22 protein-coding genes are annotated in these 21262 nt (G+C 67.5%); all 22 read right to left on the bottom strand.

Features of this window, described 5'->3' with window-relative positions; genetic code table 11:
* Positions 1–67: 67 nt before the first annotated feature.
* Positions 68–1405, bottom strand: a complete 1338-nt coding sequence (locus tag ACRWQA_RS01885; protein ID WP_434230804.1) for a deoxyguanosinetriphosphate triphosphohydrolase — start codon at positions 1403–1405, stop codon at positions 68–70.
* 122 nt (positions 1406–1527) lie between these two features.
* Positions 1528–2121: a hypothetical protein gene (locus ACRWQA_RS01880; RefSeq protein ID WP_434230807.1), complete on the bottom strand. Its 594-nt coding sequence runs from the start codon at positions 2119–2121 to the stop codon at positions 1528–1530.
* Between the two features lie 42 nt (positions 2122–2163).
* Positions 2164–3333, bottom strand: a complete 1170-nt coding sequence (locus ACRWQA_RS01875) for a zinc-dependent alcohol dehydrogenase (protein ID WP_434230808.1) — start codon at positions 3331–3333, stop codon at positions 2164–2166.
* A 98-nt stretch (positions 3334–3431) separates the two neighbouring features.
* Positions 3432–4259: a phosphonate metabolism protein PhnP gene (gene phnP, locus ACRWQA_RS01870; protein ID WP_434230810.1), complete on the bottom strand. Its 828-nt coding sequence runs from the start codon at positions 4257–4259 to the stop codon at positions 3432–3434.
* Positions 4256–4822, bottom strand: a complete 567-nt coding sequence (phnN, locus tag ACRWQA_RS01865) for a phosphonate metabolism protein/1,5-bisphosphokinase (PRPP-forming) PhnN (protein WP_434230813.1) — start codon at positions 4820–4822, stop codon at positions 4256–4258. The genes phnP and phnN overlap by 4 nt, the downstream gene beginning before the upstream one ends.
* Complete coding sequence (locus tag ACRWQA_RS01860; protein ID WP_434230814.1) at positions 4822–5964, bottom strand: alpha-D-ribose 1-methylphosphonate 5-triphosphate diphosphatase; 1143 nt, start codon at positions 5962–5964, stop codon at positions 4822–4824. The genes phnN and ACRWQA_RS01860 overlap by 1 nt, the downstream gene beginning before the upstream one ends.
* Entirely contained in the window at positions 5957–6700 is a 744-nt protein-coding gene (phnL, locus tag ACRWQA_RS01855; RefSeq protein WP_434230816.1) for a phosphonate C-P lyase system protein PhnL, read from the bottom strand. The genes ACRWQA_RS01860 and phnL overlap by 8 nt, the downstream gene beginning before the upstream one ends.
* Before the next feature lie 14 nt (positions 6701–6714).
* Complete coding sequence (gene phnK / locus ACRWQA_RS01850; protein ID WP_434230818.1) at positions 6715–7539, bottom strand: phosphonate C-P lyase system protein PhnK; 825 nt, start codon at positions 7537–7539, stop codon at positions 6715–6717.
* Entirely contained in the window at positions 7536–8369 is an 834-nt protein-coding gene (locus ACRWQA_RS01845) for an alpha-D-ribose 1-methylphosphonate 5-phosphate C-P-lyase PhnJ (RefSeq protein ID WP_434230821.1), read from the bottom strand. Before ACRWQA_RS01845 ends, phnK begins: the two co-directional genes overlap by 4 nt.
* A complete protein-coding gene (locus ACRWQA_RS01840) occupies positions 8366–9508 on the bottom strand; it encodes a carbon-phosphorus lyase complex subunit (RefSeq protein WP_434230824.1) in 1143 nt (380 codons plus the stop codon). The genes ACRWQA_RS01845 and ACRWQA_RS01840 overlap by 4 nt, the downstream gene beginning before the upstream one ends.
* On the bottom strand, positions 9508–10092 hold the full coding sequence (gene phnH, locus ACRWQA_RS01835; protein WP_434230826.1) for a phosphonate C-P lyase system protein PhnH: 585 nt from the start codon (positions 10090–10092) through the stop codon (positions 9508–9510). Before phnH ends, ACRWQA_RS01840 begins: the two co-directional genes overlap by 1 nt.
* Positions 10093–10094: 2 nt before the next feature.
* The gene (phnG, locus tag ACRWQA_RS01830) at positions 10095–10565 is read right to left on the bottom strand and encodes a phosphonate C-P lyase system protein PhnG (RefSeq protein ID WP_434230828.1); all 471 of its coding nucleotides are present in this window, start codon (positions 10563–10565) and stop codon (positions 10095–10097) included.
* Positions 10562–11311, bottom strand: a complete 750-nt coding sequence (phnF, locus tag ACRWQA_RS01825; RefSeq protein WP_434230831.1) for a phosphonate metabolism transcriptional regulator PhnF — start codon at positions 11309–11311, stop codon at positions 10562–10564. The genes phnG and phnF overlap by 4 nt, the downstream gene beginning before the upstream one ends.
* Before the next feature lie 64 nt (positions 11312–11375).
* Positions 11376–12167, bottom strand: a complete 792-nt coding sequence (gene phnE / locus ACRWQA_RS01820) for a phosphonate ABC transporter, permease protein PhnE (RefSeq protein WP_434230833.1) — start codon at positions 12165–12167, stop codon at positions 11376–11378.
* A gap of 66 nt (positions 12168–12233) precedes the next feature.
* On the bottom strand, positions 12234–13271 hold the full coding sequence (phnD, locus tag ACRWQA_RS01815; RefSeq protein WP_434230835.1) for a phosphonate ABC transporter substrate-binding protein: 1038 nt from the start codon (positions 13269–13271) through the stop codon (positions 12234–12236).
* A 33-nt stretch (positions 13272–13304) separates the two neighbouring features.
* Complete coding sequence (gene phnC, locus ACRWQA_RS01810; protein ID WP_434230838.1) at positions 13305–14132, bottom strand: phosphonate ABC transporter ATP-binding protein; 828 nt, start codon at positions 14130–14132, stop codon at positions 13305–13307.
* A 245-nt stretch (positions 14133–14377) separates the two neighbouring features.
* A complete protein-coding gene (gene nirK / locus ACRWQA_RS01805) occupies positions 14378–15781 on the bottom strand; it encodes a copper-containing nitrite reductase (protein ID WP_434230840.1) in 1404 nt (467 codons plus the stop codon).
* Positions 15782–15980: 199 nt separating this feature from the next.
* Positions 15981–17474, bottom strand: a complete 1494-nt coding sequence (locus ACRWQA_RS01800; RefSeq protein WP_263582213.1) for a tripartite tricarboxylate transporter permease — start codon at positions 17472–17474, stop codon at positions 15981–15983.
* Positions 17475–17483: 9 nt separating this feature from the next.
* A complete protein-coding gene (locus ACRWQA_RS01795) occupies positions 17484–17957 on the bottom strand; it encodes a tripartite tricarboxylate transporter TctB family protein (protein ID WP_263582212.1) in 474 nt (157 codons plus the stop codon).
* Positions 17954–18949: a Bug family tripartite tricarboxylate transporter substrate binding protein gene (locus tag ACRWQA_RS01790; protein ID WP_263582211.1), complete on the bottom strand. Its 996-nt coding sequence runs from the start codon at positions 18947–18949 to the stop codon at positions 17954–17956. The genes ACRWQA_RS01795 and ACRWQA_RS01790 overlap by 4 nt, the downstream gene beginning before the upstream one ends.
* Before the next feature lie 97 nt (positions 18950–19046).
* Positions 19047–20252 (bottom strand): CaiB/BaiF CoA transferase family protein, encoded by a 1206-nt coding sequence (locus tag ACRWQA_RS01785; protein ID WP_434230844.1) that lies wholly within the window; start codon positions 20250–20252, stop codon positions 19047–19049.
* A 2-nt stretch (positions 20253–20254) separates the two neighbouring features.
* Positions 20255–21205, bottom strand: a complete 951-nt coding sequence (locus ACRWQA_RS01780) for a hydroxymethylglutaryl-CoA lyase (protein WP_434230847.1) — start codon at positions 21203–21205, stop codon at positions 20255–20257.
* Positions 21206–21262: the final 57 nt, after the last annotated feature.

Genomic DNA, 21262 nt, shown 5'->3' with positions numbered 1-21262 from the left:
GGCTCAATCATAGGTGGTAATGCGCAAGCGAGTGGTCCAGAGCCCTCGCTGCCACCTCCTCATCCACTCAGTCCCCCCTGAGGCGACCGCCCATCTCCTGGGCCAGGTCCACCGCGTAGTGGTCGGTCATGCCGCCGATGAAGTCGAGCATGCGCCGATAGCTGTCGTAGAGCGTCCAGGAGGGGCGCGGCGTATTCTCACCGATCAACGCCAGCACCCGCTGATGCTTGAAGCTAGATTGGCCGGTGAAGTGCAATTCGTGGGCGGCACCGATGAAGGCTTCGAGCAGGATGCCAAGGGTGGTGTAGGCGCCGATCTCCAGCTTGGCCTTGCGCTCGTTCTGGAAGATGCGCTCGCGGGCGAGCTGCTTGGCCGCCGCCACGCCCCAGCCCAGATCGGGGTGGCAGAGCTCGAGCAGGTCGCTGGAAAGTGTGCCATTGAGCAGCGCCGTCTCGTGCTCGACGAACACGGCGCCCACGTCGTTGACCGCCCGCTCCATGGCGGCGCCGCGCAGGGCAGCGATGCGCCGCCGCTGCGAGACGCCGTCGCGGACCATATGCGGATAATCCGGCGGCGCGTCGCCGGCGATCAGCAACAATACCTCGGCCACCTCGTCGAAACGCAGGATACCCATCTCCAGGCCGTCCTCGAGATCCAGCAGGGCATAGCAGATGTCGTCGGCAGCCTCCACCAGCCAGGCCAACGGGTGCCGGCACCAGAGCCCCTCGCCGCGCGGCAGCAGCCCCAGGCTGCGGGTCACGTCTTCGAGCAGCGACCGCTCCGACTGGTAGCAACCGAACTTGCCGGCACTGCCGCCGTGCTCCACGGTCCAGGGATACTTCAGCAGCGTGCCCAGAGTGGCCGCGGTGAGGCGCATGCCGCCGCGAAACTGGTTGTATTCGATCTGGGTGACGATGCGAAAGCCCTGGGCATTGCCCTCGTAGGTCAGCAGGTCGGCTCGTTCATGTTCGCTCAATCCCTCGAGTAGCCCGCTGCCATCGCGCTCGGCGCGCTTGAACCAGTCGCGGATGGCGTATTCGCCGGCATGGCCAAAGGGCGGGTTGCCGATGTCGTGGCCCAGACAGGCGGCCTGGACGATCACGCCGAGGTCGGCGGGGGTAATCCAGCTCGGCAGCCGTTCACGCAGCAGCTCGCCGACGATCATGCCCAGGCTACGGCCCACGCAACCCACCTCCAGGGAGTGGGTCAGGCGGGTGTGAATATGGTCGTTGTCGGTCAGCGGATGAACCTGGGTCTTGCGCCCCAGTCGCCGGAACGAGCCGGAGAAGACGATGCGATCATGATCCTTGTGGAACGGGCTGCGGCCGATCTCGTCACGGCCGCTGGTGGGCTTTCCGTGCAGCCGCGAAGGGTCGAGCAATTGCTGCCAGTGCATCTGCGTCATGGGCTTCCTCCTGAAGCCTTCATTCTGGCACTGCCGCGGGCCCTATGACCACGGCTACGATGAAACCACAAAAAAAGCCGAGCCTCACGAGGCTCGGCATGTGGATATCGGCGCAGCGACTGTCAATAATCGAAGTCGCTGCCTTTCCTGTAGCCACTGGTATCGACGTGACGCGGTGAAGTGTCCTGCATGCGCGGGCCGGGCGAGCGGGCCGGTGAGGGCAGCGCCGCGGGGCGCGCGCTACCGCTTCCAGCGGCCGCACCGCGGGCCTTGGCCACGCCTTGGGGGAAGCCGCTGCGGCCGCTGTAATCGGGGGTGCGACCGCCCTGGTAGACATGCCGCTGGGCCTGCGCCTGCACACAGTAGAGGGTGGTCGCGGCCGACGCGCCGACCATGCCCATGGCCAGTTTCACGCTGCCCTGCTTGGGATGGTCTCGGTCGGTGAGCAGGAAGCTCAACGCTGCCAGATCGAGGATATCCCCGGCTGCCTTCGCCCAGAGTGCCGGCTTGGGATCCTCGGTCAGCGCACCGATACCGGTCACCACACCTCGGACCCCGCAGGAACGCACCAGCGCCTCCGATCCTTCGACACCCAGCGACTGGGTCACGCTACGGGGCGCAAGCAGTTGGAAAAGACCCATACCGATGCCCAGCCAACCAATTCCACGCGCCAACCTGTCGGTACCCTGCAGGGAACGGCTCCTATCGAGATTCATGCTCACCTCCTTGTCCATTCATGGCTCGGATGCAGTCGAACCTCAGGGCTTGAGCACCACCTTCACGCAGCCGTCCTGCTTGTTGCGGAAGGTGTTGTACATGTCCGGGCCCTGTTCCAGTCCAGCGGTATGCGTCACTACGAAGGAAGGATCGATCTGCCCCTCGTCGATCATGCGCAGCAGGTCGTCGGTCCAGCGCTTGACGTGGGTCTGGCCGGTACGCACCGTCAACCCCTTGTTCATCAGCGGTCCCATGGGGATCTTGTCGACCAGGCCACCGTAGACGCCCGGGATCGACAGGATGCCGGCCGGGCGGCAGACGTAGATCATCTCCCGCAGCACGTGAGCCCGGTCGCTCTCCAGCATCAGGGCCTGCTTGACCCGGTCGTAGACGGAGTCGACCGAGCGCGGCACGTGCGACTCCAGGCCCACCGCATCGATGCACTTCTCCGGGCCCTTGCCGCGGGTCAGCTCCTGCAGGCGGGCGAGCACGCTCTCTTCGTCGAAGTTGATGGCGATCGCCCCGCCGGCCTCGGCCATGGCCAAGCGTTCGGGCACATTGTCGATCACCACGACCTGCTCGGCGCCGAGCAGCACGGCGCTGCGCACGCAGAACTGGCCGACCGGCCCCGCCCCCCAGATCGCCACGGTGTCGGTGGGTTCGATCTCGCACGCCACGGCGGCCTGCCAGCCGGTGGGAAAGATGTCGCCGAGGAACAGCACCTGCTCGTCGGTCAGGCTGTCCGGCACCTTGATGTGCGTCTGGTCGGCGAAGGGTATGCGGACGAACTCCGCCTGACCGCCGGCATAGCCGCCGGTGAGATGGGAGTAACCGAACAGCCCCGCCCCGCCGTGGCCGAAGACCTTGTCGGCCAGCGCCTTGTTGCGGTTGGAACGTTCGCACACCGAGAAATTGCCGCGCCGGCACTGGTCACATTCGCCGCAAGTGATGGTGAAGGGCACCACGACGCGGTCGCCGACCTTGAGGTCGCGGGTATCGCCCCCGACTTCCATGACTTCACCCATGAACTCATGGCCCACCACGTCGCCCGACTCCATGCCGGGAATGAAATGATGGTAGAGGTGCAGGTCGGAACCGCAGATGGCGCAACTGCTCACGTTGACGATGGCGTCGCGAGGATGCTCGATGTGGGGATCGGGAACCGTCTCGTAGCGGATGTCGTTCTTTCCGTGCCAACACAGCGCTTTCATGGACTCTCTCCCTGTTGTCCGGACGAAGGCTCTTTCACCACCATAGTTCAGCCGCCTGAGACAGCAGGTAAGGGAGTTGGGTGGCTGGGTAACGGACCTTATCCAGGGGCGCTTCGGGCTAGCCCCGCGGCGTGACGTTCAGCTCCTCGACCGGCCCCATCGTACGGCACGCAAAGCTCGTGCTCGTCACCGTCCTGCGCCAGCGCCACGTGCGGCGGCAATGCCAGCGGCGCGACCATGGCCTCGGCATCGACGGCATGGCTCAGGTGGGTCAGCCAGGCCCGCTGCGGTGCCAGCCGCTCGACGATCTCCAGCGCCATCGACAGCGTGTTGTGATTGCGCGGCTCGGTGTGGCTGGCCGGATGCGTGGCATCGAGCACCACCGCATCGGGCCGCCAGCGGCGCAGGAAGCGCTCGGTCTCGGGCGGCAGCCCGCAGGTATCGGTAAGGTAGGCCAGCCGCGAGCCGCCGTCGTCGAGACAGTAGCCCAGCGTCGGCTTGCTGTGGTTGAGCGGTACCGGGATCGCCTCCAAGCCCTCGAGGTGCAGCGGGCGGAACGGCTTGAGCCCCGGCTGGAAGGCGAGCACGCCGGCATGCTGGTGGAGATCGGCACAGCCCTGCGGATCCTTGGGGCCGTAGACGGGAATCGGCTCGCCCGTACCCCAGCGCAGGTGAAACAGGCCCTGCACATGGTCGACGTGGTAGTGCGTCAGCAGGATCGCCGCAGGGCGCTCACGCTCGCAGCTTTCGGCAAGGTCCATGCGCCCCGCATCGAGCAGGTAGCGCTGCCCGTCCACCCGCACCTCGGCACAGCAGGGCCCACGCCGATGGCAGCTCAGCACCCTGGCGCGCTGGCAGGCCGGGCAGTCGCAGCCGAAGCGCGGCACCTGGGCGCTGTCGCCGGTGCCCACAAAGCGCAGCCTCACGAGACGCACTCCTCGGCCAGCCAGGCCTCGAGAGCCGCCAGCGTGGATTCGAGCGCTCCGCTGTTGTCCAGGCGGTGCACGCCGGGACAGGCTCGCTCGAGCTGGCGATGCCGCTCGAGCCGGGCCGCGATCTGCTCGCGGCTTTCCCGCCCCCGCTGCTGGAGCCGCTCGCGCAGCACCTCCGGCCGAGCCGTTACCATCACCGGGCGCAGCTGTCGGGGGAAGCGCGCCTCGGCCAGCGGCAGGGCGCGCCGACTGCCGTTGACCAGCACCGTGGCGCCGCGCTCGAGCCAGGCACACACCTCGAGCCCCAGCGCGTAATCGAGCCCATGGGCCTGCCAGTCGAGGCAGAACAGCCCCGCCTGACGGCGCCAGGCGAACTCCGCGCGGCTCAGGCTCACGCTGTCCTCGCTCGCGCTGCTCGGCCGGGTGATGTAGCGATGCGCCACCAGCCATTCGGGATGTCGTCGACGCGTGGCGTCGAGCAGGCTGTCCTTGCCCACCCCACTGGGGCCCATCACATAGACGAGCCGCCCAGCCGCTGCCTCGGCCAAGGCGCCCATCAGTGCACCTGCCGCCCGGCGGACCATACCCGCTCGACCAGCGGATGGTCGTCGCACAACCGCACCCGAATCAGGTCGGCGCGCAGCCCGGGGGCGAGTCGGCCGCGGTCGGCGAGCCCCACCGCCTCGGCGGGCAGCCGCGTGGCCGTGGCCACGGCCCGCGGCAGCGCGTAGCCGTTCTCCATCCGCGCGATGCGAAATACCGCGTCTAGCAGCGCCGCCGGATAGTAGTCGGAAGAGAGCACGTCCAGCACCCCCTGTGCGACCAGCTCGGCGGCGGCGATATTGCCGGAGTGCGAGCCGCCGCGCACTACGTTGGGGGCGCCCATCATCACCGCCATGCCGGCCCGGTGCGAAGCCTCGGCGGCCTCCCGCGTGGTGGGAAACTCGGCCACCCGCGTGCCGTATTCGTGGCTCTCGGCGACGTGCTCGAGGGTGGCGTCGTCGTGGCTGGCCAGCGCCAGCCCGCGCGCGTGACACTCCGCGGCGATAGCGCGCCGGTGCTCGGCGCTGTAGCGGGCGCTGCTGGCGACCTGGCGCTCGACGAACGCCGCGAGCTCCTCGTCGCTCAGGCCGTACTTGCCCTGGTAGTAGGTGCTGTAGGCCTCGAACGAGACGAACTGACGCTGCCCGGGGGTATGATCCATCAGCGACACCAGGCCCAGTCGCGGCAGGTCGGCGAGCTCGCGGAAGCGCGCAAGCGTCTCGGCCTGGCTGACCTCGCAGCGCAGGTGCAGGCGATGGTCGACCCGCGCCAGGCCGGCGTCGACGATGTCGTCGATCGCCCGGCACATCTCGGTGAGCGCCTGGTGGCGCATGCTCTCCTTGTTGACGTCGCCGATGGCCACGGCGTCGAACACCGTGGTGATGCCGCTCGCCGCCATCTGGGCGTCGTGGGCCAGCGCCGCCTGGCGCGCCGGCCAGGCCACCTTGGGGCGCGGCTGGAAGTATTTCTCCATGTTGTCGGTGTGCAGCTCGACCAGCCCGGGCAGCAGGTAGTCGCCGCCGCAGTCGACCGCCGCGGGGTGGCGGCTTGGGGCGGTATCCAGTTCGGCGATCCGGCCGTCGCGTATCACCAGGCTGCCCATCACGACCTCATCGTCGAGGACCAACCGGGCGTTGCTGAGGATCTGTTCATGCATGGGGGAGGCCTCGAGATATCGGTTGAGCGGAGGGCGCGAGGGACGGCGCCATGAACGATTCCAGCGGCAGCAGGCGGTCGGCCACCCGCTCGCGCACGTCCTCGTCGTGGAAGATGCCGAGCATGGCGGTACCGCGTGCCTTGGCCTCGCGGATCAGTTCGACCACCACCGCGCGGTTGGCGGCGTCCAGCGAAGCGGTGGGCTCGTCGAGCAGCAGCAGCGGATGCTCGCCGATGAAGCCACGGGCGATGTTGACGCGCTGCTGCTCGCCGCCCGAGAAGGTGCCGGGGGGCAGCGACCAGAGCCGCTCGGGCAGGTTGAGGCGCGCCAGCAGCGTCTCGGCCCGCACCCTGGCCTCGGCCGCATCGGCGCCGCGCGCCAGCAGCGGTTCCATCACCACCTCGCGTGCCGAGACCCGCGGCACCACGCGCAGGAACTGGCTGACATAGCCGATCACGTCGCGGCGCAGGGCGTGCCAGGCGTGGGCCGGCAGCTCGGTGAGGGAAAGCGGCCCGTCGCTGAAGTGCAGGCGGATATGCCCTTCGCCGGCCAGGTAGTTGCCGTAGAGGATCTTGAGCAGCGTGCTCTTGCCGATGCCGCTGGGTCCGGCCAGCACCAGGCACTCGCCCGGGTGGAGTTCGAGCGAGAGGTCGCGCATTACCGAAAGCGCGAGCCCGCCCTGGCCGTGCAGCACGAAGCCCTTGCCGAGGCGCTCGACGGTGAGAATCGGGGTCATGGTCGTCTCCTCGGTCATGGGGTCAGCACCGACGACACCAGCAGCTGCGTGTAGGCGTGCTGCGGGTCGTCGAGGATCTGGTCGGTGAGGCCGGCTTCCACCACCCGGCCGCGGCGCATCACCAGCAGGCGGTGGGCGAGCAGGCGGGCCACGGCCAGGTCGTGGGTGACCAGCACCACCGAGAGCCCGAGCTGGCGCACCAGGGTGCGCAGCATGTCGAGCAGTCGCGCCTGCACCGAGACGTCTAGCCCGCCGGTGGGTTCGTCCATGAACACCAGCCGCGGCCGGGTGACCAAGGTACGGGCGATCTGCAGGCGCTGCTGCATGCCGCCGGAGAATGTGCGCGGCGCGTCGTCGATGCGTGCCGGGTCGAGTTCCACCTGGGCCATCCAGTCCTGGCCGGCGGCACGCAGCTGGCCGTAGTGCCGCTGGCCCAGCGCCATCAGTCGCTCACCGACGTTGGCTCCGGCCGAGACGCCCATGCGCAGCCCGTCGCGCGGGTTCTGGTGCACCAGGCCCCACTCCAGGCGCAACAGCGCGCGGCGCCGCGCCTCACCGATGGCGTAGAGATCGGTCTCGCTGGCATCGCCCGGCCGGTGATAGACCACCCGGCCGGCGCCCGGCGCCTCCAGCCCGGCGAGTACGCGCAGCAGCGTCGACTTGCCGGAGCCGGACTCGCCGACGATCCCCAGCACCTCGCCGGCATGCAGGCGGAAATCGATCGCTTCGCAGCCCTTGCCGGGGCCGTAGAGTCGCGTGACGTCCTGCACGTCGAGCAGGATGGGGCGTTCCAGCTCGGGCCTGGCCAGGACAGGAGCAGAAGGGTCGGGACGTTTCATGACAGCTCTCCCCGGCGTGTCAGGCAGTAGTCGGTATCCGAGCAGACGAACATGCGCCCGCCGGCATCGTCGGTGATCACCTCGTCGAGAAAGCTCGCATCGCTATCGCACAGTGCGCAGCGCTGCTCCCAGCGCTGGATCTCGAAGGGGTGATCCTCGAAGTCGAGGCTCTCGACGCGGGTATGCGGCGGGATGGCATAGAGCCGCTTCTCGCGCCCCGCGCCGAACAGCAGCAGCGCCGGGCTCATGTCGAGCTTGGGGTTGTCGAACTTGGGGATAGGCGAGGGATCCATCACGTAGCGCCCGTCGATCTTCACCGGGTAGGCGTAGGTGGTGGCGATATGGCCGTGGCGGGCGATGTCCTCGTAGAGCTTCACGTGCATCACCCCGTACTCCTCCAGAGCATGCATCAGCCGGGTTTCCTGCTCGCTGGGTTCGATGAAGCGCAGCGGCTCGGGGATCGGCACCTGGAAGACCAGGATCTGGCCCGGCTCCAGCGGCGTCTCGGGAATGCGATGGCGGGTCTGGATGACGCTCGCGGCCGGCGTCACGGTGGTGGTCTCGATCCCCGCCACGCGCTCGAAGAAGGCACGGATGCTGACCGCGTTGGTGGTGTCGTCGGCACCCTGGTCGATCACCTTGAGCACGTCGTCGACACCGAGAATGCTGGCGGTGAGCTGCATGCCACCGGTGCCCCAGCCGTAGGGCATGGGCATTTCGCGGCCGCCGAAGGGCACCTGGTAGCCGGGGATGGCCACCGCCTTGAGCAGCGCACGGCGGATCATGCGCTTGGTCTGCTCGTCCAGGTAGGCGAAGTTGTAGCCGTTCATGCTGGGTCTCCTGGCGCGGCAGCGCGCTCGTCGATCGTCGATGTCGGCGGGCCGGCCTCCTGGCACGCCCCCTGCCTTCGCGCCTCGTGCTCTCGCCGCAGGCGGCGCAGCAGTTCGAGCTCGGACTGGAAGTCGACGTAGTGCGGCAGCTTGAGGTGCGAGACGAAGCCCGAGGCCTCGACGTTGTCGGCATGCGCCAGCACGAATTCGGCCTGCTGGGCGGGGCCCTGGATCTCTTCGCCGAGCTCCTCGGCGCGCAGCGCGCGGTCGACCAGCGCCATGGCCAGGGTCTTGCGTTCGCTATGACCGAAGGCCAGTCCGTAACCGCGGGTGAACTTCGGCGCGGCCTCACGGGAGCCGCCGAACTGGTTGATCATCTGGCACTCGCTCAGCGCGATCTCGCCGACGCACACCACCTCGCCCCACTCCTCGGCGAAGATTTCCACCTCCACCTGGCCCAGGCGGATTTCCCCCGCAAAGGGATGATTGCGCCCGTAGCCGCGCTGGGTGGAGTAGCCCAGCGCCAGCAGGTAGCCCTCGTCGCCGCGCGCCAGCATCTGCAGGCGCGCGGCGCGATCGACGGGATAGTCGGGCGGATCGCGAGTGATGTCGGCCGGCTCGCTGCCATCGTCCCGCTCACGTTCGATCAGCCCCTCGGCGTCTAGCAGCTCAAGGATCTGCGGGCACGGCGCCAGCGGTTGCTCACCGGGCTCCGCCGCTGGCGTCTCGCCCTCGGCGAGCAGCAGGAAGTCGAGCAGGCGATGGGTGTAGTCGTAGGTCGGCCCCAGCACCTGGCCACCGGGGATGTCCTTGTAGGTGGCGCTGATGCGACGTTCGATGCGCATGGTGCCGGTGTCCAGCGGCTCGCTCACCGTCAGGCGCGGCAGCGTGGTGCGGAAGGCCCGCAGCAGGAACACCGCCTCGATCATGTCGCCGCTGGCCTGCTTGATGGCAAGCGCAGCGAGTTCGGGGTCGTAGAGCGACGCCTCGCTCATGACCCGGTCGACGGCCAGGCGCAGCTGGCCCTGGATCTGGTCGACCTCGAGCTCGGCTTGCTCGCGGTCGCCGCGGCGTCGGTCGGCCAGCAGACGATGGGCGTTGGCGATGGCGCGCTCGCCTCCTTTGACGGCAACGTACATCAGGCGACCTCCTCGATTCGGGTGCTGCGCGGCAGCGCAGCGAGTCGCGCGCCGCAGGTGAGGATGGCATCGAGCCCGCACGGGAAACTCCCGCGGTTGGCGGCGAGCCGCGCCATCAGGGGAGCGGCCGCCGCGCCCAGGCCCAACTGGCGCCGTTCGGCGATGCCGGGCCCAATGAGGTGCCACTCGCCGGCGGGCTCGAGGGTATCGAGCGCAACCAGCAGCGTGGTGCTGCGATCGGGGTATTCGTCGCTACCCAGGGCGAATGCGACAGGCTTCGCCAGCACGCCCGGCGTGACCAGGGCGAAGTCGGCTTCCGCAGGATCGGCGGTCAGGCGACAGCCGGTGTGGAAGACCAGCGCCTCTTGCAGGCCGGGCCCGCCCAGGGCGGGGGCAAGCCACACCCGGGTGTCGAGGTCGCACAAAGTCAGCAGGACGCCCCACAGCGCGGGGCCGATGTCGTCACCCGGCGGCGACGGCACCTCCAGCGTATGCAGCGTGCCGGGCTCGCTCATCGCCGTGAGCAGTTGACGAAACAGCCGCTGGCTGTCGTGCACGGGATCGTTCAGTGTCGGCCAGAGCATGGTCACTCCCCTCGTACCAGGGTGAAGAAATCGACGCGGGTGGCGGCCGCCAGGCGCGATGCCTCGGCGCGGCGCGTCTCGAGCGCCTCCTCCAGCGGCTCAACCAGCTCGCTGTCGATACGTCGGGTCCAGGCCTCGCGCTGCGCGCAGGCAGCGACCAGGGCGATCAGCTCGGCGTGGCGGTGGTCGCGCCCTCTCACCCAGCCATGTCCCAGTAACGCGTCGTTCCCAGCGCTGTCATCGAGGGCAACGCTGGCCCGGGTCAGGGTCATCTCGCCGAGGTGAAAGGCGTTGCCGGTACCGCCCATGCGGCCGCGCAGCATGGCCATGCCGGTCTCGGGGCCACGCACGCAGCGATACGCGGCACGAATGCCGAGCGTGGCCCAGCGGGCCTCGAGCTGGTCACGGGGCGTCAGCGCCAGCACCCGCTGGCGTCGCGCCTGCGGCTTGCTGTGGTCGTGCAAGGGGGTCATGAGGGCACCTCGTCGGAGTCGAAATCGATGTGGTAGGCGAGCCGGTCGGCCCGGGCGCGGCTGACCGATATCTCGACCAGCGTGCCGTCGCGATCGACGTTGTCGCTTACGAGCTGCAGCAGCGGGGCGCCGAGCGGACAGCGCAGATGGCGGGTGTCGCCGCGGGTGGCGCTGCCGGCTTCGATGCGCACCCGCCGGCGAAACAGTTGCAAGTCGTAATGCTGAGCGAGCAGCGCCCGGGTCGAGCCGCCGCGGTAGCGCCGCTCCCAGCCCGGCACCCGCGCGGGATCGAACCAGTGGCACAGCAGCATCAGCGGCGCGCCACCGATGTGGCGCAGGGTGTCGACGCACAGCAAGCACTCGCCGGGGCCTCGCCCGAAGCGCTGGGCGATGGCCTCGGGCGGCTCGCACAGGCGCTGGGAGAGACACTCGGTCTGGGTGGCGATACCCAGCGCGGCGAGGTTATGGGTCACCTTGCTGGCGACACTGACGGCATAATCGAGACGACGGTCGACGACCTGGGTGCCGCGCCCCTGATGGCGGGTCACCATACCCGCGGCCACCAGCTCGTCCAGCGCGCGCCGCACAGTGTGGCGGTTGACCTCGAAGCGCCGGGCCAGGGCCGCCTCCGCCGGCAGCAGCTCGCCGGGGGCGTAATCGCTGCGCACCTCGCGGGCCAGCGTATCGGCCAGCGTGCGATAGCGGGGAGCCCTGGCCGGCGGCGTATCGGTTACTTGTCTAGACATGTTCACTCCAGCGAGAAATGGAGCTTTCGAAGGCAAGGGCCGCGAGCGCGGCCACCTTTGTCTCCTAGATGAAACGCTTGCGTACGGTCTGCGAGGCCATGTCCAGCACGGTGACGGCGATGATGATCACCAGCATGATCGTGGCGGTCTCGGCGTACTGAAATCCGCGCATGGTTTCCCACAGCGCCACGCCGATACCGCCGCCGCCGACCATGCCCAGCACGGTGGCCGAGCGGATGTTCGACTCGAAGCGGTAGAGGCTCACCGAGATCCACAGCGGCAGCACCTGGGGGATCAGGCCGAAGACGATCTCCTCGATGCGCCCGGCGCCGGTGACGCGAATGCCCTCCATGGGGCCGGCCTCGCTGGCCTCGACGGCTTCGGAGAACAGCTTGGCGAGCACGCCGGTGGTGTGGACGAACAGCGCCAGGGTGCCGGCGAAGGGGCCGAGCCCCACGGCGACCACGAACAGCATGGCGAAGACCAGCTCGTTGATGGCGCGGCAGGCGTCCATCAGCCGGCGCATGGGCTGGTAGATCCACCACGGCACCAGGTTCTCGGACGACAACAGGCTGCAGGGGATGGCAAGTACGATCGCCAGCAGCGTGCCCCAGATGGCGATCTGGATGGTCACCAGCATCTGGTCGATGTAGCGCTCCAGGTTGCCGAACGCCGGCGGGAAGAAGTCGGCGGCGAGTTCGGCCATGTTGCCGGCGTTGGCGACCAGCGCGCCGGGATCCATCTCGGTGCCCTGCCAGGCCCAGGCCAGCACGCCCAGGGCGACGGCCCAGCCGAGCAGATTGAGCCAGCTGCGCTTGGCCGGGGCGTTGACGAGCGCGGGAGTCGTTGCGGTCATGAAGGTTCTCCGGAGAGGGGCCAGCGCGGCCCCTCGGAACTCGATTGCCGTAGCGGACGGGGCCGGTTACTGGGCCATGGCGGTGGTCACGCCCGTGCTCTCTTCGGCCTGGGCGGCCTCGCGGGCCTTGAGGCGCTCGTCGAGCTCATCGAGCCGGGCGTCGAGCTCGGCCAACTGACGCTGCTTGTCGGCATCGTCGAGCGAGTCGTCGGCGGCGAGCTGGGCGCGCTGCTTGAACAGTTCGAGCTGGCGAATCGGCAGCAGCTGGTCATTGTCGGAGGCGTCGAAACGCGCCCACTGCAGCGGCGCGATCCTCTCGCGCTGCTCCTCGGTCTCGCCGTAGCTCAGAACGAAGTCGCGCAGCCGGGTCTTCATCGATTCCGGCAGGTCCTCGCGCCAGACCAGCGGGTCGGACGGGATCAGCGGCGACTGCCAGATCACCTTGAGCCGCTCAGCCTTGTCGGGGTGCGCCATTTCCAGGCGCTCCATGCTCTCGGTGTTGAAGGTGGCGACGTCTACCTGGCGGTTGGCCACCGACAGCGCATTGGTCTCGTGGTTGGAGTTGAGGGTGCGCTTGAAGATGTCGGTGGCCTCGACGCCGTTCTGGGCAAAGACGTAGTAGCTCGGCACCAGGAAGCCCGAGGTCGAGTTGGGGTCGCCGTTGCCGAAGGTCAGCTCGGAGGCGTTGGCCAGCACGTCCTCGACGCTCTCCAGGGGGCTGTCCTGGTGCACGATCAGCAGGCTCCAGTAGCCCGGCTCGCCGTTCTCGGGCACGGTCTGGGCGAAGATCTCGCCGCCCGCGCGGTCCACCGCCTCCATGGCCGACTTGTTGCCGTACCAGGCGAGGTCGATCTTGTCGAAGCGCATGGCCTGGATCACCGCGGCGTAGTCGTTGGCGAAGAACGGCTCGACCTCGACGCCGAGGCTCTCGGCCATGTCGTCGAGGAACGGGCGCCACAGCGGCTCCTGGTTCTGGCTGGCCTCGGTGGAGATGATGCCGAAGCGCAGGGTGTCGAGTTCTTCCTCGGCGGTAGCGAGCTGGCTGCCGAGCAGGCCGAGGCCGGCGATCAGCGGCAGGGTGAGACGGCGAAGATTACGGCTCATGGTGGAAACCTCTTGGTGGCGGTTGGCGATGGATCAGCTGGCGGCGCCCAAGGCGACGCGGGCGGCAACGGGAACTGGCGAGTGGCGTGGTTCGTCAAACCCGGCGTTCTCGTAGAGCGACTGGAGTCGTGCCTCGGTGAGGCCCTCGGTCTGGCCGTCGTAGTAGAGGCGCCCCTGCTTGAGGGCGATGGCCCGCGAGCAGTAGCGGCGGGCGTAATCGACCTGATGCAGCGAGACGAGCACGGTACGGCCATCCTCGAGGTTGATGCGCTTGAGGATGTCCATGACTTCGCGCGCACTGCGCGGGTCGAGGGAAGCAATGGGCTCATCGGCGAAAATCACGTCGGCGTCCTGCATCAGCACGCGGGCGATCGCCACGCGCTGCATCTGGCCGCCGGAGAGGGTGTTGGCGCGTTGGTCGGCGAGTTCGGCAAGGCCGACACGGGCCAGGGCCTGGCGAGCCTGGGCGCGCTCCTCGTCGGTGAAGCGCCCGAGCAGGGCCCGCCAGCGCGGCATCGAGCCGAGACGGCCGATCAGCACGTTGGTCTGCACGCTGAGGCGGCCGACGAGATTGAACTGCTGGAAGATGTAGCCGCAGCGACAGCGCTGGGCGCGCGAACCGCGCAGCAGGCGGCCGCTTCGCTGAATGTCGCGACCCATCACACGGATGCGGCTGTCGGCTTTACGGTTGGCGGTGGTCAGCCCCACCAGGTGACGCAGCAGCGTCGACTTGCCCGAGCCTGACGGCCCGATCAGGGCCACCATCTCGCCGGCATGGATGTCGAAGCCGACGTTCTCGAGGACGCGGGTCTGACCAAAGGTCTTGCTGAGCCGTTGCACGGCAATCGTGACGCTGGACATGTGACGCCTCCTGTATCGGATGGCGTCAGTGTCGCTGGCTCAGGTTAAGGCACGTTGTCTAGACAATAACGATTCGGTGACATTTCCTAGCCACTGAGGTCGACCCAGGATGGGCAGGCGGCTTGCAGTGGATTGGGAAACAAAGACTTGGTGTAAGACGATGCGGAACTGTCACATCGTTGCCATCGAAGCGTCACGCCAACGGCAAGCGCCCCGCCGGTTGGGCGGGGCGTGAAGGACGTGGCTCAGTGGCCGGAGTTGGGGTCGTGGGCCTCTTCGGTATGGAAGACCTCGGGGTTCTCCTCGCCGTTGACGTGGAGGAACCCGGCCAGCCCCTTCTCCAGGCGGGATAGCGCATGGTCGACGAGGATGTACTTGCCGGGGTAGTCGACCTCGAACTCGACCATGGTGGCGCCACCCGGGGGTACCAGCGTGGTCTGCACGTCGGTCAGCGGCGGGCTGGTCAGCGAGGCCTGGTCGTAGACCTTGTCGAAGATCTCGCCGATGACGTGGAAGCTGGAGGTGGCATTGGGGCCGCCGACGCCGAAGAAGATGCGCACGTTGTCGCCCACGTCGGCCTCCATCTTGTGCGTCTGGGTCAGCGCATCCATGTTGCCGTTGAACATCAAGTGCTCGGGGCGCTCGTCGAGCAGCTTGTCGAGGGAGAACTCCTGCAACCCCTGGCTACCGTGGCGCTGGGCGGTGTAGAGCTCGCCCTGCATGATGTAGAACTCGCGATCCACCGGCGAAAGCCCGCCTTCCGGCTCGACCAGAATCATGCCGTACATGCCGTTGGAGATGTGCTGGGCGACCATCGGCGTGGCGCAGTGGTAGACGTAGAGTCCGGGATTGAGGGCCTGGAAACTGAAGCTCTTGGTCTGGCCCGGTGCCGCCTGGGTCACCGCCGCCCCGCCACCGGGGCCGGTCACGGCGTGGAAATCGACCGAGTGGATATGGGCGCTGTCCTCCGCGTTGCTCATGTTGACGGTGACGGTGTCGCCCACGCGAACCCGTACGAAGGGGCCGGGTACGGTGTCGTTGAAGGTCCAGTAGCGGTAGCTGGAACCGTCGGCCAGGTAGCCTTCCACTTCGGTAGTCACGAGATCGACGGTGACCTCCTGCGGGCCGCGGTCGCCTACCGGCTCGCCGACTTCATGCGGGTCCATCGACAGGTCGGGGGCTGCTTCGATCTCATCTGCCGGCTCCGGATCGCCGACAATGAAATTGCCTACCATTCCGGCCGCCTTGTGGCCGGGTATGCTGCACAGGTACTCGAAGTTGCCCTCCTCGTCGACCCGGAAGGCCACGGCGGTAGCCGAACCCTGACCGCTTATGTCGTCGGAATCGACGCCGAACTCGGGTAGCGCGATATCGTGCATGGCACCGTCGCCGTTGATCAGGTTGATCTGAACCACCGCCCCGACGGGAGCGTGCAGGTCGGGATTGACCACATCCTTGATGTCGCCCTTGTCACCGATGAATACCAGCTTGCCGTCGGCTACGGCGGTACGCAGTGTATAGGTGACGTCGGGCGTGACGCTGGCTGGGCTGAGTGCTTCGCCGTGCGCGGCGAAAGCGGGATTGGTCAGCACCGCACTAACAGCAAGTATGGCGATGGCCTGGGCAAGAACGCTACGTGTGAATTTCATCGTCTTTTTCCTCACGGAGGAATTACTTTTGGGGACGACTTTAAAGTAGCATTCTGGATACTTGTTTAAGTTGATCCACGTCAGGAACCGCTTCCAGCCTACGGCTTCCGAGGGAGCCATGAGCGGAAACTTGATCTGCGACAATCGAAGCCAGGCTGCGCAAGCAAGCCGCCGAGTGCAGGCGCTTTTCACCTATGCATTAGGTCCGCTGTCGAACCATCGCGCTATAGACCAACCCGGCCACGATCAGGGTGATGGCGAAGGCGTAGATACCGATGGTGATGCCGCTGTTCCACAGGATGCTCCAGTCACCACCGGAGATCGACATGGCACGGCGCAGGTTGTACTCCATCTGCCCGCCCAGCAGCAGGCCCAGCACCACCGGCACGGCGGGCATCTCCAGCTTGCGCAGCACGTAGCCGAGCACGCCGAAGGCCAGCATCATGTAGAGATCGAAGGCGCTGTTGCTCAGCGAATAGACGCCGACGAAGGCCACCATCACCACCATCGGCATCAGGAACCAGCCGGGCGCCTGCAGCACCTTGGCGAACAGCCCCACCAGCGGGATATTGAGGATCAGCAGCATCACGTTGCCGATGAACAGTGCCGCCACCAGCCCCCAGACCATTTCCGGCTGCTGCGAGAACAACAGCGGCCCGGGGGTGATGTTCATAGACAACAGCAGCGCCAGCAGAATGGCCGTGGTGCCGCTGCCGGGAATGCCCAGCGACAGCATGGGGATCAGCGCACCGCCGGCCGCTGCGTTGTTGCCCGCTTCGGGCGCCGCCACGCCGCGCGGGTCGCCCTGCCCGAAGGTGCCGCGACGTCCCAGCCAGCGGCGCTCCAGGGTATAGGAAAGAAAGCTGCCGAGCGCGGCGCCGGCACCCGGCAGCACGCCGGCGACGAAACCGATGAACGAGCTGCGCCCGATGGTCGGTGCGCATTTCCAGGCGCTGCGAATGCCGGGTATCGCCGAGCCCACCTTGAGGGTCGGCTTGTTGCTGCCGCGGGTGTCCTCGAGAAACACCAGGCACTCGGAGATCGCGAACAACCCGACCAGGGCGACGATGAAATCGATGCCGTCATAGAGTTCGTACCAGCCGAAGGTGTAGCGTGGCACGCTGCTCACCGAGTCGATGCCCACGGTGCCCAGCAACAGGCCCAGGCAGGCCGCGAGAAAGCTCTTCACCAGGCTGCCGCTGGTCACCCCACCGATGGTGGCGAAGGCCAGCACGAACAGGGCGAAGTACTCGGCCGGCCCGAAGCGGATTGCGAACCCCACCAGCAATGGGGCGAACAGGGTGAGCCCGATGGTCGCCACGGTGGCACCGACGAACGAGGCCACGCCGGAGAGCCCCAAGGCCTCGCCGCCACGCCCCTTGAGCGCCATGGGGTAGCCGTCGAGGGTGGTCATCACCGCCGGCTCGTCGCCCGGAATGTTGAGCAGGATCGAGCTGATCCGCCCGCCGTACATGCAGCCGTAGTAGATGCTGACCAGCAGGATCAGCGCAGCGGTCGGCGTCAGGCCGAAATTGAAGGTCAACGGGATCATCAGCGCCACCCCGTTGACCGGGCCAAGCCCCGGCAGCGCTCCGATCAGCGTGCCCACGGCACAGCCGACCAGCGCCAGGAACAGGTGCTGGGGCTCGAGCGCCACGGCGAAACCCTGGGCGAGAAAAGCCAATATATCCATCGAGACGCCTTACCAGTCGAGGCCCGGCATGTTGGGTAGCGGCATGCCCAGGGCGAATTCGAACAGCAGATAGAGCGAGACCGTCAGCAGCGCGCCGCAGGCCAGCGAGGCCCTCCAGGTCGCGCCGAACAGACGAATCAACAGCACCACGCAGACCAGACTGGCGGGCAGGAAGCCCAGCGGCTTGAGGAAGCCCGCATAGATGCCGAGCAGCAGCAACGCCGCCCCCTGCCTGAGCAGGGCGGCGCGCTGCGGCCAGCGCTGATTGACCCCGGGGCGTATCACCAGATAGGCCGCGAACAGGCCCATCGGCACGCTGACGAGCCGCGGAAAGGCCCCGGGCCCCACGACCTGGCCGAAGCCGGCCGGGAAGGTGTGCGAATACCACCACGCCCCCACCGCCATCAGCAGCAACACGACGCCGGCGATACGGTCGGCGACGGCGCCCGAGACCTGATCCGTGTTCAGCCCAGGTTCACTCACTCGATGACACCGATCTCGCGCGAGACAGCCTCGACCTCGTCGATGGTCTCGTGTACGTAGTCGATGAACTCGTCGCCGCCACGCCATAGCGGCACCAAGCCGTTCTGCTGGGCGGTCTCCTGCCACTCGTCGCTCTGGTAGAGCGTCTCGAGGGTCTCGACCATCTCCGCGTAGTCCTCGTCGGAGACGTCTCCTCCGGTGTAGAAGCCACGCCAGTTGTAGCCGGTCACGTCATAGCCCTGGGACACCGCGGTGGGCAGGTCGCCGAAGGGTTCGGGCAGCGGTTCGTCGGACAGCACCGCCAGCACCCGCACGTCGCCGGACTCGATGAAACCGGCGATCTCGCCGAGGTCGGTGGAGACCATGTCGACGTGGCCCCCCATCATCTGGGTCACGGCCGGGCCGCCGCCGTCGAACTGCACCCAGCGCACGCTGGCCATCTGATCGGCCGGCATGCCCGCCTCCTTGGCCAGCAGCAGCGCCCGGATATGATCCCAGCCGCCGGCGCCACTCGAGCCGGCCATGGCAACGGCAGCGGGATCCTCGACCATGGCGTCGAGCAGCTGCTCGAGGGACTCAAAGGGGCTCTCATCGTCGACCAGGATCACCCCGACATCGGTGCCCAGCATGGCCAGCCAGCGCATGGTGTCGGCGTCGCCGGGGTACTGCCCTTGGGCGATCTGGGTCATGCCCACGGTGCTGGTCGCCACGATCAGGTTGCTATCGTCGGCGCGACTGCTGGCGACGTTGGAGAACGCCACGGCCCCCACGCCGCCCGGCATGTTGGTAACCTGTACGGCACGGTCGGTCAGCTCCAGTTCGCGCAGCAGCTTGGCGACCGAGCGGCAGGTGAAGTCCCAGCCGCCACCGGGGTCGGCCGGGGCAATGCATTCGCTGATCGGCAGTGCCTGGCTCGGTGAGCTGATGGCCAGGCCCAGCCCCAGCAGGGCCGAAGCGGCGAGACCGTGGCGAGCGTGCTTGATGGTGCGCATTGTCGTGTCCCTCGTTTGTTGTTGTGTCTCTGTTGTGCCGTGTTGTGGTAGGTATAGCCACGCCGAAGCCTCGGCTCGGCGCCTCTTGCAGATTAGCTCATATAACACCGCGTGCCTGCATGGCCGAGATCTCGACTTCCTCGACCCCCAGCTCGCGCAGAATCTCGCGAGTATGCTCGCCGAGTTCCGGTACGGCACGGTGAACCGCCGCGGGGGCCTCGCTCATCTTGACCGGGAAGCCGGTAGTGGGAATCCGGCCGAATTTCCCCTGGTCCAGCTCGATCTTCATTTGCTGTGCCTGAACCTGGGGATCCTCGAAGGTTTCGCGCAGATCGTGGACGCGTCCGCAGGGCACCCCGGCCCGGTTGAGATGCGCGATCCATTCGTCGACGCTGTGCCGCTCGGTGACCCGCGTCAGTATTTCGCGCAGCGCTTCGCGATTGCGCATGCGACAGGTGTTGTCGGCGAAGCGCTCGTCGTCGAGCAGATGCAGCATGTCGAGCGCCCTCAGCAGGCGTTCGACCATGATGTCGTTGCTTGGGGCGATGGCCACCTCGCCATCGCTGGCGCGAAACAGGCCGTAGGGATAGAGCATGGGATGGTCGTTACCGGTGCGCGCCGGTACCCGGCCGGTAGCGAAGAACTCCGCCGCCAGGTAACCCATCATGCCGATCAACCCATTGGTCAGGGCGGTCTCGACGATATCGCCCCGCCCACTGCGTTCGCGCCGCACCAGCGCCGCGCAGATACCGAAGGCCAGGTTCTGACTGGCCACCATGTCGCTGATGGGTGGCGCGGCGCGCATGGGTTCGCCGTCGGCGGGGCCGTTGACACCCATGAAGCCGCTCATGGCCTGGGCGATGAAGTCATAGGCGGGCCGATCGCGATAGGGTCCGGTCGAGCCGAAGCCGTTGATGCGACCGACGACCAGACGCGGATAGCGCTCGCGCAGGGTCTCGTCATCCAAGCCCATCTTGGCCATGACACCGGGGCGGAAATTCTCGACCAGCACGTCCGCCCCCTCCAGCAGCCGGGCCAGTAGCGCCTTGCCCTCTTCACTGCGCAGATCCAGCGTCAGAGAGCGCTTGTTGCGGTTGAACTGGGCGAAATACCAGCTGAAACCGTTCACGATGTTGCCCTGGGAGCGCACGACATCGCCGCGTTCCGGCGGTTCGACCTTGATCACCTCGGCGCCGTGATCGCCCAATATCTGGGTGCAAAACGGCCCCGAGATGACCCGCGTGAGGTCGATCACGCGGATGCCCTCCAGGCTTCCCGCGGCCTGGGCTGTTGGATTCGTCATGTTCATCCTTTTGCCGTGGGCACCGCCGCGCAGTCGCTGAGCGCCAGTCGTGGCCCCGCCTTGGAGACCTGGGCCGGCAGAGGGCGCCCCATCAGGCGGGTGGCGAGCTGAGCGGCCTCGATGATCCGCTCCAGGTCGATGCCGGTCTCGATGCCCATTTCACTGAGCAGGTAGATCAGGTCCTCGCTGGCGATGTTACCCGTCGCCTTCGGCGCGAAGGGGCAGCCACCCAGCCCGCCGATCGAACTCTCATAGCGATCGACGCCGAGCGCAAGGCCCTGCATGACGTTGGCCAGGCCGATGCCGCGGGTGTTGTGGAAATGCAGGGTCGGCGACACGTCGGGCACCACTTCGCGCAGATGGGTGATCCGTTCCGCGACCAGGGGCGGCGTGGCCATGCCGGTGGTGTCGCCCAGCGATACGTAGCGGGCGCCGAGGTCGGCAAAGTGACGGGCAATGCGGCCTACCGCGGCGACATCGACATCGCCCTCGAAGGGACAGCCGAAGCAGGTGGCGATGGCACCGCGCAGCTCGATGCCGCTACCCTCGAGGCGACGGGCCACCTGCTCGAAGCTCGCCAGCGACTCATCGACGCTGGCATTGACGTTCTTGGCGTTGTGGGTTTCCGAAGCCGAGACGAACAGCACCACCGAATCGATGCCGGCCTCGAGGGCCCGCTCGGCCCCGCGCAGGTTGGGCACCAACGCCGAGAAGTGCACGCCCTGGATGTCGCGTAGTTCGGCCACCAGCTCCGCGGCATCGGCCAGCGCCGGTACCGCGCGGGGGCTGACGAAGGACGTCAGTTCGAATTCGCGGACCCCGGCGGCGACCAGGGCGCGCACCAGCTCGGCCTTGTGCGCCGTGGAGAGCAATACCTTCTCGTTCTGCAGCCCGTCGCGCGGGCCCACTTCGGTGACATGGACCTGCCGGGGTGCTCGGATCGCGTCAAGCATGATGGTTAGCCGCGCAAGGGTTTCCCCGACTGTACGAAGCCGACTCGCTTCGCAGCC

The sequence above is a fragment of the Billgrantia sp. C5P2 genome (genome assembly GCF_051062895.2).
This window is presented reverse-complemented; position numbering and strand designations above follow the sequence as displayed.